At 74.5% G+C, this 16,107-nt stretch carries 13 protein-coding genes; 4 read left to right on the top strand and 9 right to left on the bottom strand.

Features of this window, described 5'->3' with window-relative positions:
* Positions 1–187: 187 nt before the first annotated feature.
* The 3 genes from ACZ38L_RS19030 to ACZ38L_RS19020 form a co-directional block, all read right to left on the bottom strand.
* Positions 188–1,660 (bottom strand): purine-cytosine permease family protein, encoded by a 1,473-nt coding sequence (locus tag ACZ38L_RS19030; RefSeq protein WP_465694356.1) that lies wholly within the window; start codon positions 1,658–1,660, stop codon positions 188–190.
* A 348-nt stretch (positions 1,661–2,008) separates the two neighbouring features.
* Entirely contained in the window at positions 2,009–3,322 is a 1,314-nt protein-coding gene (locus ACZ38L_RS19025) for an MFS transporter (protein WP_465694352.1), read from the bottom strand.
* 52 nt (positions 3,323–3,374) lie between these two features.
* A complete protein-coding gene (locus ACZ38L_RS19020) occupies positions 3,375–4,583 on the bottom strand; it encodes an FAD-dependent monooxygenase (protein ID WP_465694347.1) in 1,209 nt (402 codons plus the stop codon).
* Positions 4,584–4,800: 217 nt separating this feature from the next.
* On the opposite strand from ACZ38L_RS19020, the gene ACZ38L_RS19015 reads away from it, so the two are divergent.
* Entirely contained in the window at positions 4,801–5,556 is a 756-nt protein-coding gene (locus tag ACZ38L_RS19015; RefSeq protein ID WP_396559446.1) for an AIM24 family protein, read from the top strand.
* Between the two features lie 70 nt (positions 5,557–5,626).
* On the opposite strand, the gene ACZ38L_RS19010 is transcribed toward ACZ38L_RS19015, so the two are convergent.
* The gene (locus ACZ38L_RS19010; RefSeq protein ID WP_465694341.1) at positions 5,627–7,006 is read right to left on the bottom strand and encodes an amino acid permease; all 1,380 of its coding nucleotides are present in this window, start codon (positions 7,004–7,006) and stop codon (positions 5,627–5,629) included.
* A gap of 92 nt (positions 7,007–7,098) precedes the next feature.
* On the bottom strand, positions 7,099–8,202 hold the full coding sequence (locus ACZ38L_RS19005; protein ID WP_465694338.1) for a zinc-dependent alcohol dehydrogenase family protein: 1,104 nt from the start codon (positions 8,200–8,202) through the stop codon (positions 7,099–7,101).
* Positions 8,203–8,312: 110 nt separating this feature from the next.
* Here ACZ38L_RS19005 and ACZ38L_RS19000 point away from each other — a divergent pair, with 110 nt between their 5' ends.
* Positions 8,313–9,380 carry a baeRF2 domain-containing protein gene (locus tag ACZ38L_RS19000; RefSeq protein ID WP_465694334.1) on the top strand — a complete coding sequence of 356 codons (1,068 nt, stop codon included), beginning with the start codon at positions 8,313–8,315 and terminating at the stop codon, positions 9,378–9,380.
* A gap of 114 nt (positions 9,381–9,494) precedes the next feature.
* Here ACZ38L_RS19000 and ACZ38L_RS18995 read toward each other — a convergent pair whose 3' ends face one another.
* From ACZ38L_RS18995 to ACZ38L_RS18985, 3 genes are read right to left on the bottom strand one after another with little or no spacing between them, the layout of a single operon-like run.
* The gene (locus ACZ38L_RS18995; protein WP_465694330.1) at positions 9,495–10,490 is read right to left on the bottom strand and encodes a sensor histidine kinase; all 996 of its coding nucleotides are present in this window, start codon (positions 10,488–10,490) and stop codon (positions 9,495–9,497) included.
* A gap of 2 nt (positions 10,491–10,492) precedes the next feature.
* Positions 10,493–11,017, bottom strand: coding sequence for a response regulator transcription factor (locus ACZ38L_RS18990; RefSeq protein ID WP_465694326.1), 525 nt, complete (start codon positions 11,015–11,017; stop codon positions 10,493–10,495).
* A complete protein-coding gene (locus ACZ38L_RS18985) occupies positions 11,014–12,066 on the bottom strand; it encodes an Lrp/AsnC family transcriptional regulator (protein WP_465694323.1) in 1,053 nt (350 codons plus the stop codon). Before ACZ38L_RS18985 ends, ACZ38L_RS18990 begins: the two co-directional genes overlap by 4 nt.
* A gap of 106 nt (positions 12,067–12,172) precedes the next feature.
* Between ACZ38L_RS18985 and ACZ38L_RS18980 the strand changes: the two genes are divergently transcribed.
* A complete protein-coding gene (locus ACZ38L_RS18980; RefSeq protein ID WP_465694320.1) occupies positions 12,173–13,000 on the top strand; it encodes an inositol monophosphatase family protein in 828 nt (275 codons plus the stop codon).
* Between the two features lie 413 nt (positions 13,001–13,413).
* Here ACZ38L_RS18980 and ACZ38L_RS18975 read toward each other — a convergent pair whose 3' ends face one another.
* A complete protein-coding gene (locus ACZ38L_RS18975; protein ID WP_465694316.1) occupies positions 13,414–14,106 on the bottom strand; it encodes a DUF998 domain-containing protein in 693 nt (230 codons plus the stop codon).
* 264 nt (positions 14,107–14,370) lie between these two features.
* Here ACZ38L_RS18975 and ACZ38L_RS18970 point away from each other — a divergent pair, with 264 nt between their 5' ends.
* Positions 14,371–16,032 (top strand): sensor histidine kinase, encoded by a 1,662-nt coding sequence (locus ACZ38L_RS18970; RefSeq protein WP_465694314.1) that lies wholly within the window; start codon positions 14,371–14,373, stop codon positions 16,030–16,032.
* Positions 16,033–16,107: the final 75 nt, after the last annotated feature.

Here is a 16,107-nt window from a genome sequence, read left to right as displayed (position 1 = left end):
CCGCACCGGCGGCGTGTACGTGCCCCTGTACGGCAGGGCGCCGCGCGAGCGGCTTCACCGGATGCTGGCCGACCCCCCCCCCCCCCCCCCCCCCCCCCACCCCCCCTCCCACCCCCCCCCCCCCCCCCCCCCCCCCCCCCCCCCCCGCCCCCCCTGCGCTGCGAGGTGCGCTGCGGGTCACCGCCCGTTACGCGGTGACCTTCTCCGGCTCGGCCTCGGCCGGCTCGGTCGCCGCGCCGGCCGGGGTGTTCTCCCGCGGCGCCGGCAGCAGCGCCATGATCACGGCGGAGATCACGATGGTGGCCGCCCAGCTCAGCCCGTACTTGCCGACCGGGGTGGAGGCCAGCGGGCCGGAGAACCAGGCGCAGCTGGTGAAGCAGAGACCGGCGATCAGCGCGACCGCCCAGGCGGTCATCGCCTGCCAGCAGAAGCCGCCGACGTACCAGTAGCGGCTGGTCCGGCCGGTGTCCATCAGGGCCTCCGCGTCGTAGCGCACGGCCCGGGCCTTGCGGCGCGCCATGTCGACCGCGTAGACGCCGATCCAGGCGGAGAAGGAGACCGCGAGCAGCACCAGGAAGGTGATGAACGAGCTCAGGAAGCTGCTCGCGACCAGCATCAGCATCAGGCCGCCGACCAGCGAGATCACCGCGTTGATGCTGACGGCCATGGCGCGCGGCAGCTTCACGCCCATGGTCTGCGCGGTGAAGCCGGCCGAGTACATCGACAGGCTGTTGATCAGCAGCATGCCCACGATCGCGGTGAGCAGGTACGGCACGGCCAGCCAGGTCGGCAGCAGGTCACCGAGGAAGGAGACCGGGTCCTGGGCCTTGGCCAGGCCCGGAGTGGCCACCGCCATGACCGCGCCCATCAGCACCATCGGGACCATCACCAGACCGGCGCCGGAGACCGTGGCACCGACGATCCGCTTGCCGGAGGCCGAGTGCGGCAGGTAGCGGGCGAAGTCGGGGCCGGTGGGCACCCAGCTGATGCCGCCGGCCGCGATGGTGCCGATGCCGGCGATCATCATCGCGGTCGAGCCCGCGGGCTTGGCGAAGACGTCGTTCCAGTGGATGGTGGCGACCAGGTAGCCCAGCACCAGCACGCTGAAGAGGCCGAAGAGGTACGTCGACCACTTGTTGCAGACGTTCAGCACCTTGCGGCCCATGCCACTGACCAGGAAGGTGCAGGCGACGAAGAGGAACAGCGTGATCACGATGAGCACGGTGTTGCTCTTGATGCCGAAGAGCAGGTCGAGCACGGTCAGGATGGCGTAGGCGCCGGTGACCGCGTTGATCGTTTCCCAGCCGAAGCGGGCGATCCACAGGATCGCGCCGGGGAAGAGGTTGCCGCGGACGCCGAAGGTCGCGCGGGAGAGCGTCGCACCCGGTGCGCCGCCCCACTTGCCGGAGACCGACAGGACGCCGACCATGCCGAACGAGGCGAGCGCGGCGCACGCGGCGACGATCAGGACCTGCCAGAAGTTCAGCGCGTTGAAGACGACCAGGGCCGCACCCATGGTGAGCAGCAGGACGCTGATGTTGGCCGCGACCCAGGTCGGGAAGAGCTCGCGGACCCGGCCTTGGCGCTCGTGGTCGGGGACCGGCTCGATGCCGCGGGTCTCGATGGCGCCGCTGGAGTCGGCGGTGGACAGATTGTCCATAGGTGGTTCTCCGTGCGAGGGAAACGGGGAATGGGCCAAATCGGACGTTCTAGGAACTCTACGCGTGTTGCACAGTAGCCGTCATCGTACGTTCCTCCAACTTCGATGCAAATTCCCGCCCGGAGCACCCTGTTCCGGTTGGCCGAACTGGCAGATTGGCGCGTTATCCCGGCGTTATCCGCGCAGGGCGACGAGCGTCGGGAGGACCCCGTCCTCGGCGTGGATCCGGGCGGCCGGCGGGCTGGGGCCCTGCGGGACCGGACCGTCGCGCAGGCGCCGAGTGGCCCACCGGCCCCGGGCGGGATGCCCGGCGGTCGGCGGGCCCGGAAGGATCCGCCGGACAGGCCCCTAGGCGGTGGCGGCCCGCTCGGTGAAGTGCGGGACGCGGGTGGCGGTGAAGGCGGCGACCAGCGGGCCCAGCGAGCAGAGCGTGACGTAGTACGGGACCAGGCCGAGCTGGCCGGTGTCGTCCAGCCACTGGGCGAGCAGTGGGAAGGTCCCGCCGAAGACCGCGATGGTGGTGGTGTTGACCACGCCGAGGCCGAGCGCGCGGACGGAGGTGGGGAAGAGCAGCCCGATGAAGACGTTGAGCGTGCCGAGCACGGTGGCGACCAGCATCCCGAGCGCCACCGCGACGAGCTGGAACGGCAGCCAGCCGTGCCGCAGCGCGGCCAGCAGCGGCAGGGTCAGCAGCACGGTCGCGCCGAACGCGACCCGCATCACCGGGAGCAGTCCGAACCGGTCGGCCGCCGCGCCGGTGAGCAGCATGGTCACCAGGACCACGGCCAGCACCACCGTCATGAACGAGGAGGCCGACTCCTTGTCCACCACGCCGTAGGCACTCGCGTACACCGGCAGGTAGACCAGTGCGAAGTAGTAACCGACCGTGCCACCAATGCCGTTGAGGAAGACGGTCAGCGCTGCCCAGCGGTGCTCCCGCAACACGGCCAGGAACGCCGGGCGTTGTCGGGTCACGGCCCGCGCGTGCTGGAAGTCCGCGCTCTCCGGGGCGATCCGACGCACCCAGGCCGCCGCCAGGCCGAGCAGTGCGGCGGCCGCGAAGCCCCACCGCCAACCACCGTGTGACAGGCCGGACTTGCCGAGTCCGGCGGCCAGCGCGGTGAGTACCCCGTAGGAGAGCAGCGAGCCGATGATGATGCCACCGTAGGAGACCGAGCTGAACAGGTAACGGCGGCCGGACGGGGCGGTCTCGGTGACGTAGGCCGCGACGGTCGGCGTCTCCCCGCCGAAGGCCAGGCCCTGGACCACCCGCGCCAGCACCGCCAGCACCGCCGCCCAGGCGCCGATCTCGTGCTGCGAGGGCACCAGCGCGATCGCCAGGCCGCCCGCGGCGATCACCGACATGCTCAGCATCAGGCCGAACCGGCGGCCCCGGCGGTCGCTGAGCCGCCCGACCAGGTAGGAGCCGACCGGCCGGGCCCCGAACCCGACCGCGAACCCGACGTACGCCGCGAGCAGCCCGCTGACCCCGCCCTTGCCGTGGCCGAACAGGTCGGCGGCGAAGTACGGCGCGAGCACCGCGTACACGTTCCAGTCGAACGACTCGACCACCGAACCCACGGTGGCGGCGGCGAGTTCGCGCCGGCGGCTGTCGATGGCCGTGGCCGGGCGGCCCGCGGTGAGTGCCGTCTCCTCTGTCATGGACTCAGCATCCCACCCGGGGGGCCGCCTTGACCTCCTCGACGGCGGCGGATCAGCGGCGCAGCGGCTGCCCGCCGAGGCCCCGTCCGCCTGCCTCCAGCCACCACCGCTCGATCGTCGGCTGGTCCATCGCGGCCCAGTCCGGGGTCTCCTTGACCTGTGCCTGCCCCAGGCTGCGGCCGAGCTCGACGGTGGCCCGTCCGACCGGAGCCCGCTCGGCGCTGTAGGTGGCCAGCGCCTCCTCCCAGCTGCCGCCCGACCGCAGCGCGCGCTCCAGCGCGGCGGCGTCCTGCACCGCCTTGATCGCGCCGCTGCCGGTGTTCGGGCGGGCGATCGCGGCGGCGTCGCCGAGCAGGACCAGCCGTCCGGCCGCGTAGCTCGGCAGTGCCATGTCGTACATCGGCTGGACGAACGTGTCCTCGGGGCGGGTGAGTTGGATCACCTCCTGCCAGAACGGCGGGAAGTGTTCGGCCACCAGCTGTTGCTGATGTCGCATCAGATCCTCGGTGAGGGCCCTGGGTTGTACGGTCGCCGGATCGCCGAAGCGGAGCGCGGCGGCGGCCGGCGGGGTCGTGTAGAAGACCCAGTTGACGTCGGCGCCGTCGCCGTGTGGGCTGGGGATGCGATAGACGATCATGTGGCCGCCGGGCCAGACCACCGTCGCCGCGTCCCCGTCCGGGAAGGCCTCGGGCGGGTCGGGCAGCCGGTCGGCGGGCAGCGTGCCGCGCCAGGCCAGGTACCCGCCGTACTCGGCCACCGCGCCGGGGTGGAGCGCGGGGCGGACTACCGAGCGGTAGCCGTCCGCCCCGACGACCAGGTCGAACCGCTCCTCGGTGCCGTCGGCCAGGGACACCACCGCGCCGTCGGCCTCGGGTCGCACCCGTGCCACGGTGGCGCCGGAGCGGTAGTCGACATCCCCGGGGATCCGGTCGCGCAACTCCCGCCAGAGCGATCCCCAGTTGTAGGAGCGGAACGGCATCGGCACCTCGCCGATCTCGCGTCCCGCCCGGGCCGTCCCCTGGCGCACCACCCAGGGGCGCCGAGTCAGTTGGATCCACGGCATGCCGGCGTCGAGGTACCCCGCCGCCTCCAGTTCGGCGTACCGGTCGTTGTGCAGGGCCAGGCCGACCCCGCGGTCCTGGAGCTGCCCGGTGGCCCGTTCGAAGACCACCACCTCGTCCGCCCCGATCCGCGAGGCGGCGAGCGCCGCGGCACAGCCCGCGATGCTCCCGCCCACCACGGCCACTCGTCCTCCGCGCACTTCCCGCTCCCCTCCGTGGCTGCCGTCGCGTCCGGCCGGACCCGGTCACCAGCAGACAGCGAACGAGTATGTCACCGCCGTGTTCCGGTGCTGTCCCGGTCCCACACCGCCTCTGGCCTGGGGCGGGACGGTCGCGGTAGCGTGCTGCCCGGGCGGCGTCGGACCGCCTCGGCCGGTCGCCGGGTGGTGGGCCGGGCAGTGGGGGAAAGGGACTCGGATGCAGGCCGTGGTCAAGGGCAGCACCCTGCCGGTGCTGGAGATCGAACTCGCGGCGGGCGAGACGGTGGTGTCCGCCCACGGAGAGCTGTCGTGGATGTCGGCGAACATGCAGATGTCGCAGACCACGAACGCCGGTGGCGGGCGCGGCGGCCTGATGAACACCCTCAAGCGCGCGGTCGGCGGCGGCGGGATCTTCCTCACCCAGTACCAGGCGCAGGGCGGGCCGGGCCTGGTGGCCTTCGCCGCCAAGGTGCCGGGGCACATCGTGCCGGTGGACATCGCGCCCGGCCGCAACGTGCTGGTGCACCGGCACGGTTGGGTCTGCGGCACGCCCGGGGTCAGCCCGACGGTCGCGCTCCAGCAGTCGTTCCGGGGCGGCCTGTGGGGTGGCGAGGGGTTCGTGCTGCAGCGCCTGCAGGGCCAGGGCCGGGCCTGGATCGAGCTGTCCGGCGAACTCACCCAGTACACCCTCGGGCACGGCCAGACGATGCTGGTCCACCCCGGGCACGTGGGGATGTTCGACGAGAGCGTGCAGTTCACCATCACCCGGGTGCCCGGCATCGCCAACAAGATCTTCGGCGGTGACGGCTACCACCTGGTGGCGCTCACCGGCCCCGGCCAGATCTGGCTGCAGAGCATGCCGCTCTCCGGCCTGGCGCACGCCCTGGAGCCCTACCTGGCCCGGGACGGCGCCGTGGCCACGGCCGAGGGCGCGGGCATCGGCGGCATCGTCGGCGGGATGCTGCGCGGCTGACGGTCCGGCACGAGCAGGACGGCCCGCCCGGTCGAAGCCGGGCGGGCCGTCCTGCTCGTGGTCAGTGGAGTCAGGCCCGGCGGCCGGCCATCCAGACGTAGATCAGGATCCCGGCGAAGAGGAACAGCACGCCCTGGTAGACGGCCGCGTAGCCGGCCCCGGCGACCAGCCAGAGCGAGAAGCCGAAGGCGCCCAGGCCGAGGACGGCGTCCCGGACCAGCCGGCCGCGCGACACCCGGCCCTGCTCGCCGCGCACCAGCCAGTACAGCTGCGCGGCGGTGGAGAGCAGGTACGGCACCGTCGCGGTGAACGTGGTGAGCAGTACCAGGACGTTGAAGGCACTCGCGGCGCCGCAGGCGAAGTTGAGCACGGTCAGCAGCGAGGCCAGCGCGGCGCTGACCAGTACGCCGAAGACCGGCACCCCGCGGCGCTCGCCTGCGAACCGGGCCGGGAAGAGGCCGTCCTTCGCCGCGGCGTACGGCGCCTGGGCGGCCAGCAGGGTCCAGCCGTTGAGCGCGCCGGTCATCGACACCAGCGCGGCGACCGCGATCGCCGTGCCGCCCCAGGACCCGCCGAACATGGCGTCGACGGCGTCCGAGAAGGGCGCGGTGGAGTGCACCAGCTTGTCGTGCGCGACCGTGCCGAAGACGGCCAGCGTGCCGAGCAGGTAGACCACGGCGGCACCGGCCGTGCCGAGCACGCTGGCCCGGCCGACGTTGCGCTCCGGGTCGCGGACCTGGCCCGCGCCCATCGCGGCCGACTCCACGCCCAGGTAGCTGAAGAGCAGGATCGCCGCGGCCGCGGTCATCCCGCCGACCCAGCCGTGGCCGGTGGCGTCGAAGGGCCCCAGGTTGGCGGGCTTGAAGAAGCCCAGGCCGCCGATCGCGACGATCGCCAGCGGGATGAACTTCAGCACGGTGGAGATGAGTTGGACGATTCCCATGGACCGGGCGCCGGCCAGGTTGGCCAGCGCGGGCAGCCACTGGATGACCAGCGCCGCGACGATGGTGAGCCAGGTCGAGTGCTGGATCGGCACCAGCACGTCGAGGTAGCCGACCGCGGCCACCGCGAGCGCGGCGTTGCCGACCCAGGCGGTGATCCAGTAGGACCAGGCGGAGAGGAAGCCGGCGAAGTCCCCGAACGCCTCGCGCGCGTACACGTACGGGCCGCCGGTGCGCGGGTTGCGGCGCGCCAGCTGCCCGAAGACCAGGGCGAGCGCGATGGCGCCCACCGTCAGCACGGCGAAGGCGAGCAGGCTGACCGTGCCGTACGGCGCGACCGCGGCGGGGATCATGAAGATGCCGCCGCCGATGATGTTGCCCATGACCAGGGCGGTGGCGGTCGGCAGACCGAAGCGGCCGCCGGGGCGGGCTTGCGGGGTGGGTGTCTCCGGGGTGTCCGGCGGGCTGGGGGCGACTGCCTGCCGTGGTACGGCCGGAGTGGTCTGCATGGGGGTGGTGCGCCTTCCTGGTCTTGCTAGCGCTCGGTGGAGCGACTGTCAATACTCCCTTTCGTCGACGGTTTATGCAAAATCGTCAATATTTATTCGGTCAGTGGCGGGGTCGGACCGCAAGACTTCCGGTCGCCCGGCGGCCGGACCGGCACTCGTCCGGGTGACTCGGCCAGCAGCACCGCGACCCCGGTGATCCGGTCGGCCGCGAGGTCGGCGAGCGCGGCGTCGGCCCGCTCCAGCGGATAGCGGCGGACGTGCACCTGGGGGCGGGTGCGGGAGGCCTCGGCGAGGTAGGTGCGGCCGTCGGCGCGGGTGTTGGCGGTGACGCTGCGCAGCGTGCGCTCCTCGAAGAGGTGCCGCTGGTAGTTGAGCACCGGGATGTCGGTGAGGTGGATGCCGGCCACGGCCAGCGTGCCGCCACGGTCCAGCGCGGCCAGCGCCACCGGGACCAGGTCCCCGACCGGGGCGAACAGGATCGCCGCGTCCAGCGGCTCGGGCGGCGGGTCGTAGGAGTCGCCCGCCGAGGCGGCACCCAGCTCCAGGGCGAGCCGGCGGGCCTCCGCGGCCCGGGTGAGGACGTGCACGGTGGCGCCCCGGGCGAGCGCGAGCTGGGCGGTGAGGTGCGCGGAGGCGCCGAAGCCGTAGACGCCGAGCCGGCCGCCGGGTGGCAGCTGGGCCCGTTGCAGCGCCCGGTAGCCGATGATCCCGGCGCAGAGCAGCGGGGCCAGCTCCTCGTCGGGCGGGCCCTCGGGCAGCCGGTAGACGTACCGGGCGTCGGCGAGCAGGTGTCGGGCGTAACCGCCGTGCAGGTCCCAGCCGGTGTAGCGGGAGGCCGGGCAGAGGTTCTCCCGGCCGGTCCGGCAGTAGCCGCAGACGCCGCAGGTGCCCGCCAGCCAGGCCGCTCCGACCCGGTCGCCCGGCGTGAAGTCCCGGACCTCCGACCCGGTGTCCAGTACCCGGCCGACCACCTCGTGCCCGGGCGTGCAGGCCGGCACCCGGGGTGCCAGGTCGCCCTCGGCCAGGTGCAGGTCGGTGCGGCACACCCCGCAGGCGGACACCTCGACCAGCAGCTCCTGCGGTCCGGGGGCCGGCACCAGGCGGTGGAGCCGGCGCAGCGGGGACGAGGCGATCGGGCCGGGCCGCTCGACCACCCAGGCGGTGGTCTCCAGCGCGGCGGGTCGCGTGGTGGTCATGGTGGACTCCTCGGGGGTGGGCGGGCCACCCCTCCATGGTCCGCCGGTCCGCCGGGCCCGTCGCGGGCGATGATGGGACGAGGGGGGTGGACGTCTCCCGGGAGGCCGCCGTGAAACTCACCTTTCTCAGTCCGCTGTACGCCCGGCAGGGGCCGTTCGCCTGTACCTACCTGGACACCTCGAGCGAGTCCGGTGACCCGGAGCGGGCGATCGGGCTCCGGCTGCGGCAGGTGCGACAGGATCTGCTGGCGCAGGGCGTCGATCCCGCCACCAGGGGCGCGGTGACCCACCTGGTCGGCGCGGACCGCGACGTGCCCGGGCGGCACGGTCAGGCGATCTTCGCGGCCCGCGGGAAGCTCGCGCTGTTCGAGGAACTGCCCGCGGTGCCACCACGCGACACCACCCGGTTCACCATGCTGCCCGACGCGATGCCGCTGGCCCTCCAGCACGCCCCGGACATCCCGTACGTGGCCGTCGTGGTGCGCGAGGACGAGCCGGCCGTCGACATCCAGGCCGGGCGCTGGCCGACCACCCGGGTCGCGGCCGAGGAGTGGGCCCACCGCCCGCTCCCGCGGGGGGAGCGGCGGCCGGCCGCCGCCCGGATCGCCGGCGAACTGGCCGAACTGGCCGCCGAGAGCGGGGCGGAGGCCGTCGTGCTGGCCGGCGACCGCTCGGCGCGCGAGCTCATCCACCACCAACTCCCGCCAACGGTAAGCGACCTGGTCGTCGGGCTGGCGAGCCCGGGCCGGTCGGCCGAGCCCGGCCGCGCGTTGCTGGAGGACGAGCTGGACCAGCTGTTCCACGGCCGGCTGGCGGCCGCCGACCGGGCCCGCCTGGAGCGGTTCCTCGCCCAGCGGTCGGTCGGCCCCGGGCCGGCGGAGGGCCTCGCCGCCGTCGTCGACGCGCTGCGCGCCGGCCGGGCCGAGGCCCTGCTGGTCAACGACCCGATGGACCTCTCCCGGAAGCTCTGGGTGAGTCTGACTCCTCGTCAACTCGCGCTTTCTGCTGATGAGTTGCTGGCAAGAGGGGTGAAGTCCTGCTGGCCGGAGCCGGCCGACGCGGCGCTGATCCGCGCGGTGGTGGCCACCGGCGCGGACCTGGTCGTGGTCCCCCGGGAGGAGTTGCCCCTGACGGACGGGCTCGGCGTGCTGTTCCGCCCGCCCGGGGCCCCGGAGTGAGGCGGGCCACCGCCGACCACCGGAGCACCGGCCCGCCGCGGACCGGGCCGCGTGGAGCAACAGCAGGACCGCGCCGACCGTGGCGGTGAGCCGGGTCGCGTCCCAGGACACGGTTCAGGACCGCGCTCGCCGGGCCCCCGGCAGGTCCAGCAGCACGGTCAGGCCACCGCCCGGTGTCCGGTCCAGCTCGACCGCACCGCCGTTGGCGGTCACCAGCCGGTGCACGACGGCCAGGCCCAGCCCGCTGCCGCGGGCCTCCGGGTCGCCGAACCGGCGAAAGGCCGCCTCGCGAGCCCGGGCGGTCATGCCCGGGCCGTTGTCGGCCACCCGCAGCCGCACCGCCCCGGGCCCGGCCGCGTTGGGCGCCGGCGCCGACCCGACACTGACCCGGCCGCCCTCGGGAACCGCCTCCAGCGCGTTCGCCAGCAGATTGTCCAACACCTGTTCCAGGTCACCGGGGTTGAGGAAGACGGTGGCCTGCTCGGCGCAGACGTCGGCGAGTTCGACGTTCCGTTCGGCGGCGACCGGCTCCCAGGCCGCCACCCGCTCGGCGACCACCTCGGTCACCCGCACCGACTCCGGTTGCGGCACCGTGCTTTCGGCCGGGGCCACGGCGAGCAGCCCGTCCACCATCCGCGACAGCCGGGCGATCTCCTCCTGCGCGCCGGCCAGTTCGGCCGCCGTCTCGTCGTCGGTGTCGGCGGCCAGCAGGTCCAGCCGCAGCCGCAGCGCGGCCAGCGGGGTCCGCAACTGGTGCGAGACATCCGCGATCACGGTCCGGTGGCCGTGCAGCAGCGCCTCGGTCCGGGCGGCCATGGTGTTGAAGGTGGCGGCCAGCCGGCGCACCTCCTGCGGACCACACCCGGCCGGCGCCCGCACCTCCAGCGCGCCCTCGTCCAGCCGCTGCGCCGCCTCGTCGACCGCCCGCAGTGGGCTGCCGACCCAGCGCGCCAGCCGCACCGAGACCAGCGCCCCGGCGGCCAGCCCGCCGGCCCCGATCAGGGCGAGCCAGCTCCAGACGGCCGTGATCCGGTAGTTCGACGGGTCCGCGGACCGGACCAGCACCGCCGCGCCGACCGGCCGGTCGGTGTCCCCGACCGGCACTGCCACGGTCAGCTGCCGCCCGTGCTCAGCGGTTCGGGTCGCGACCCGGGCCAGCGAAGCACGAGCCAGGTCGGTGCCGGCGGTGCCCGTGGCGCCGTCGCACGGGGTGCTCGCGAGCACCCGCGGCGTCGCGTCGAACACCGCCGCGCAACCGCCGCCCGGCGGGAGCGGCGCAGCACCGCGCGGATCCGGGCCAGCAGCTCGGCCAGCCCGAACGGCTTGACCAGGTAGTCGTCCGCGCCGTCGTCGAGGGCGGCCACCCGGTCGCCCTCCTCGCCTCGGGCGGTCACCACGATGATCACCATGTCGGAGCGGTGGCGCAGCAGCCGGCAGACCTCCGCCCCGTCCATGTCGGGCAGCCCCAGGTCCAGCAGCACGACCGCCGGCGGCGGGGAGACGGGCAGTGCCGTCCGGCCGCTCGCCACGCACAGCGCCCGGTAGCCCGCCCGCTCCAGCCCGCGCACCAGGGAACAGGCGATCCCCGGGGTCGTCCTCCACCACGAGCACCCGCAGCGCGCCGTCTTCGCGTTCACTCTCCTGCACGGGCCCCAGCCCAGGCCGTGCCCGACCGACCCTCGCGAGGCGGTCGGCCGCCCGTTCGGGCGGCGCCGGGCGCGACGAGCCGGGTGCCGGCCCGTTTCACCGCCCGTCCCACGATCGCGGTCTCCACCCGGTGCACCCCGAGCGGGCCGAGCAGCTCGGTGGTGAACCGGTAGAGCTCCTCGTAGTCCACGCAGAAGACCGCGGCCATCAGGTTCGCCGGCCCACTGCAGGCCACCACCCCGTGCACCCGCGGATCCGCCGCCAGCACCCGCCCGGCCTCGGCCAGCCGCCCCGGCGGCACCTCCAGCCACAGGTTCGCGTCCACCGGCATGCCCAACAGCCGTGGATCGACCGTCGCGTGGGTGCGCAGCAGCCCGCCCGCGGCCAGCCGGTGCAGCCGGCGCCGGACGGTCGACTCCGGCGCGTCCGTCTCCGCCGCCAGCGCCGCCGCGGACAGCCGGGCGTCACCGGCCAGCCGGGCCAGCAGCCGCTGGTCCAGCTCGTCCGGCGGCGGCGGCGGGGTGCTCGGCGGCGCGGGTGCGAGCGCCGCCGCCTCCTGCTCGGTCAGCCAGCCGCCGCGCCACTGGCCGGCGTCCGCGAACAGGTGCAGCACCGAGTGCACGGTGGTCTCCACCACCGCGGTGGTGCCCGGCAGCTGACGGTGCAGCAGCCGGTCCCGCCCGTCGCGGTCGGTCAGCGCGACCGCGCTGACCTCCTCCCCGCCGAGCATGATGTCGACGAACGGGATGTCCGGGCGGGCCGCCAGCGCGTCCGCGATGGTCTCCACCCGCCCGCGCAGCACCCGCACCCGCAGCAGCAGCGCCCCCACCGCCTCGTCCGCCACCCGGTCCATCAGCACCACCTTCAGCACCCCGGTCTCCCGCAGCCGGGCGAGGCGCCGGGTGACCGTCCGCACCGAGACCCCCAGCACCTCGGCGAGCCGCCCCGGTTCGGCCCGCCCGTCCACCTGCAGCGCGCAGACCAGTCGGCGGTCCAACAGGTCCAGCAGTACGGCCGAATCCGCCGTCCCGATCCGCATGGTTGTCCGATCTCCGCCACAAGAGCGGCTCCCTCGACGTGAATCCCTCGCCGCACGGTACTCCTGTGCACGTCAGCACCGAACCAACGGAAGGACCGGGATCATCATGGAGACCACTCACGAGTCGTACGCCTGGGCGGGCGGGCAGGCCGAGCTGCTGGCCGGCGTCGTCGCGGCCGTCCGCGCGGCCGGCGACCACCTGAGCCGGCGGCAGAGCGACCAGCCGCTGGCCGCCCGCACCCGCGCGGAGGCGATGGCCGCCTTCGCGGCCCTCGACGGACCGGTCTCGGCCCTGCTTCGCGAACGGCTCTCCGCGCTGCGCCCCGAGGCGGGCTGGGTGACCGACGAGTTGGACACCGAGCTGCCGCGGAGCGGCGAGTGGTGGCTCTGCGACGCCACCGACGGCGCCGTGCAGTACCTGCTCGGGCTGCCGCACTGGGCGGTCACCGCGACCCTGCTGCGGGGCGGCGAGGCGGTGCTCGCGGTGGTGCACGCGCCCACCGTCGGCCACACCTTCAGCGCGGTGCGCGGCGCCGGCGCCCGGCTGAACGGGCGGCCGATCCGGCCTTCCGAGCGCGCGCTGTCGGCCGCCGTGGTCGCCCAGGGCCAGCCCCCGTCCGCCGCCGGCGACCCCGCCGCGCTGCGTCGCTTCGGGGCCTCGCTGCCACTGGTGATGGGTGCGGCCCTGGCGGTCCGCAACCTGGGGCCTGCCGCGCTGCAACTCGCCCAGGTCGGCTCGGGCCACCTGGACGCCTTCTGGGAGTACGGCCTGGACGCGGCCAACCTGCTGCCCGGCGCCCTGGTCGCCGCCGAGGCCGGCGCCCTGGTGACCGACCCGAGCGGTGCCCCCTGGACCCCGTCCGCGACCGGCTTCCTGGCCGCCGCGGCCGGCCGGCACGCCGAGTTGGTGGAGCTGCTGGCCCCGGTCGGCTGAGAGGATCACGCCCCCCGGCCAGCGCTCCCCGGGGGCGGTGCCCCGGCCGGCGCCGGCCAGGATGCGCGCGGCAGCGGGGTCGGCGGCCAGTACCCGCTCGAAGTCGTCCTTCGGCAGCACGGTGTTCCCCTCCAGACGGACTCCGCTCGGCGGGTTGTCGTAGTCGGCCGGGCGGTCGTCCCAGAAGTTGCCGAGGAAGGCGACGTTCTCCAGCGGCGGCGTCACCCGCAGCACGACCGGGGTGTCGCCGCGGAGGACGATGTTGTCCCGCACGGTCACCCAGGCGGCTCCGAAGTCGGTGTAGAGCCCGAAGTTGTACGAGGTGACGGTGTCGCGGATGACGTTGCCGCGGACCAGCGGCGCCGCTCGGACGGCCCCGCGCGCTGAGCCCCGGCGGCACCACCCCGGCCGCACTACCCCGACGGCGCCCGCGTGGCCGCCGGCAGCGCGGCCGGGCGTGGCAGGCCGGTGCCCAGCAGGACCAGCCAGGATCCCGCCAGCAGCAGGTGGATCCGCTGCGGGACGCCCTGCCAGCCCGGGTGGCCGAGCAACGGACCCACCGTGGCGATGGCGGACACCATGGCGGTCGGCAGTACCCAGCGACCCCAGCGGGCGACCGGCGGCAGGTAGCGCGCGGGGGCGGTCGACGCGCGGATCAGCAGGGCCATCGAGGCGAAGAGCATGAAGTGGACCAGCGCACTGGTCGCCGTGTGCCACGGGTGCACGGCCTCGCAGCCGCGTTCGATCGAGGGCGCGCAGCTCATCGGCAGCAGCACGTCGGCCACCGAGCAGGCGCCGAACCCCACCAGCGCCCACCACCCGAGCGCGGCGAGCCGACCCGGTGCCGTGCGCCGGGCGAGCAGCGCGCCCAGGATCACCGCGGTCGCGGTGCTGATCTCGATCGCGCCGAACAGCCCACGCAACGGCTGGTCCGCCGCGTACAGCTCGCTGACGTACGAGTGCCGCGGGTCCAGGCCGGTGGGCAGGAAGTACTCCAGGACCCAGTCGTTGTAGCTGACCCCGGCGACGCAGAGCAGCAGGGCGGCCGGCGTGAGGGGGAACCCGGACCGCCGGGACCTCCACACCGGAGTAGGGGACGGCTTCATGGGGCTCCTGAGGGTCCGTTGTCCACAGCGCACTTCGGTGCACCTTCCGGCTCACAGTGCCAGCGGCGGTGGCACGCCTCGCCGTGGCCACTCGAAGGAGTGACGGCGAGAGCGCCGGGAGGTCCTGTCGGCCTTCTCTACGGGGCAGCGCCCGGCCGCCGTCCCTGACGACGATCACTCCGGGCGATTCAGGGACTTTCGTCGTACCGGTTCGCGACCAAAGGCAGCGGTGCCGGCGGGACGCCTCCGGATAGCCTCGCCCGAATGGTGAGGACGGCGGAGGCGTGGACGGCGATCCGGGAGCGGGCGCTGCCCGGCCCCTGGGACAGGCGGGCCTGCCTGCGCGAGGGCGCGGCGGCACTCGGGATCGGTGTGCTGGGCGGTCTGATCGGACTGACCGACCAGGTCGGCCTGGCCGGCGCGCTCACCGTCGGCACGGCCGCCGCCCTGCTCCAGCTGCTCCGGCGCGGGCTGCCGCTGACCACGCTGCTGGTCGCCGCGGCCGCCGCCGGTGCCTTCGGCGGCATCGGCCCGGTCGTCCTGCTGGCCGCCTGGTCGGCCGGCTACCGGACGGAGCGGACCTGGCGGTTGGTCCTGGCCGGCCTCGGCACCTTCGGGCTGACCGTGCTGACCGCGCTCTTCCGCAACCTCGACCACCTGCCGGTCACCGGCGTCCTCACCCTCAACCTGGCCTTCTTCCTGCTGTCCGTCGTGCTGCCGGCCGTGCTCGGCCGCTACCGCGCACAGCGCCAGACCCTGCTCACCACCCTGCGGGAGCGCAACGAGCAGCTGCTGCGCGAGCGCGCCATGATCACCCACCAGGCCCGGCTGCGGGAGCGTCACCGGATCGCCCAGGACATGCACGACAGCCTCGGCCACCAGCTCGCGCTGATCGCCGTGCACACCGGCGCGCTGGAGGTGGACCGCACGCTGACCGACCGCCAGCGCGAAGGGGTGGCCGTGCTGCGGCAGAGCGCGGTGACCGCGATGCGTGAGCTGCGCGAGACGGTGGGTCTGCTGCGCGACGACAGCGCGGTCGGCCTGGCCGGGGCGAAGGGCGCGGTCGGACCGGAGCCGGGCGGGCTCAACGCGGCGTCGGCCGACACCGGGGTGGCCGGCGGTGTGGCGGCGATCGAACGGCTCACCGACGCCTCCCGGGCCGCCGGGACCGCCGTCGAGCTGACCCGCTCCGGCGACGTCCGCCCGCTGGCCGCCGCCACCGGCCACGCCGCGTACCGGATCGTCCAGGAGGCCCTCACCAACGCCCACAAGCACGCCCCGACCGCCCCGATCAGCGTCGCGCTGCGCTACGAGCCGGACGCGCTGCTGGTCGAGGTGGTCAACGCGCCGGCCGCGGAACCCGGGCCGGGACCGGTGGTCAGCGGCGGCCAGGGGCTGACCGGCCTGCGTGAGCGGGCCCGGCTGCTCGGCGGCATGGTGCACAGCGGCCCCACCCCGGACGGCGGCTTCCGGCTCGCCGGCGTGCTGCCGTACCAGGGGAGTGGCCGCCCGCCCGGCGACGACCCCGACCTCCCGCAGCCGCCGCCACCGCCCGTCCCGGCCCGGCGCAGCCCGGCGCTCGGCTGCGCGGTGGTGGTCGGCACGGTGGGGGTGGCCCTGCTGGTGCTGCTCGGCTTCGGCGGGTACACGCTGGTGCGGTCGATCGACGACGCGACGCTGGGACGTGGCGTGTACGACTCGCTGGAGGTGGGCCGGCCGGAGGCGGAGGTGCGAGCCCGGCTGCCGCGCGGCAGCGACTTCGTCACCAGCGGCTACCGCGACCAGGGGCCCGCGATCCCGGCCGGGGCCTCCTGCCGGTGGTACTCCTCGGAGCCCTTCGCCGGCGAGCCGGCCGACGGCGACTACGCGGACCGGCTCTGCTTCCGCGACGGCGTGCTGGTCGAAAAGGTGCACTATCGTGCCTAGGGCCTGTCTGACAATTCGCGTCGGATCAGCGCCCGGCGCTCGGACTGTCAGACAGGCTCCGGTGCATCCGTACGA

The organism is Kitasatospora sp. NPDC024654, from assembly GCF_055559155.1.
The sequence above is the reverse complement of the archived record's forward strand: the minus strand, read 5'-3'. Positions and strand labels throughout refer to the sequence as shown.

Coding starts and splice junctions, on each gene's coding strand:
- ACZ38L_RS18970 (WP_465694314.1), top strand. CDS start 14,371: ATGGTGAGGACGGCGGAGGCGTGGACGGCGATCCGGGAGCGGGCGCTG.
- ACZ38L_RS19030 (WP_465694356.1), bottom strand. CDS start 1,660: ATGGACAATCTGTCCACCGCCGACTCCAGCGGCGCCATCGAGACCCGC.
- ACZ38L_RS19025 (WP_465694352.1), bottom strand. CDS start 3,322: ATGACAGAGGAGACGGCACTCACCGCGGGCCGCCCGGCCACGGCCATC.
- ACZ38L_RS19010 (WP_465694341.1), bottom strand. CDS start 7,006: ATGCAGACCACTCCGGCCGTACCACGGCAGGCAGTCGCCCCCAGCCCG.
- ACZ38L_RS18975 (WP_465694316.1), bottom strand. CDS start 14,106: ATGAAGCCGTCCCCTACTCCGGTGTGGAGGTCCCGGCGGTCCGGGTTC.
- ACZ38L_RS19005 (WP_465694338.1), bottom strand. CDS start 8,202: ATGACCACCACGCGACCCGCCGCGCTGGAGACCACCGCCTGGGTGGTC.
- ACZ38L_RS19015 (WP_396559446.1), top strand. CDS start 4,801: ATGCAGGCCGTGGTCAAGGGCAGCACCCTGCCGGTGCTGGAGATCGAA.
- ACZ38L_RS18985 (WP_465694323.1), bottom strand. CDS start 12,066: ATGCGGATCGGGACGGCGGATTCGGCCGTACTGCTGGACCTGTTGGAC.
- ACZ38L_RS18980 (WP_465694320.1), top strand. CDS start 12,173: ATGGAGACCACTCACGAGTCGTACGCCTGGGCGGGCGGGCAGGCCGAG.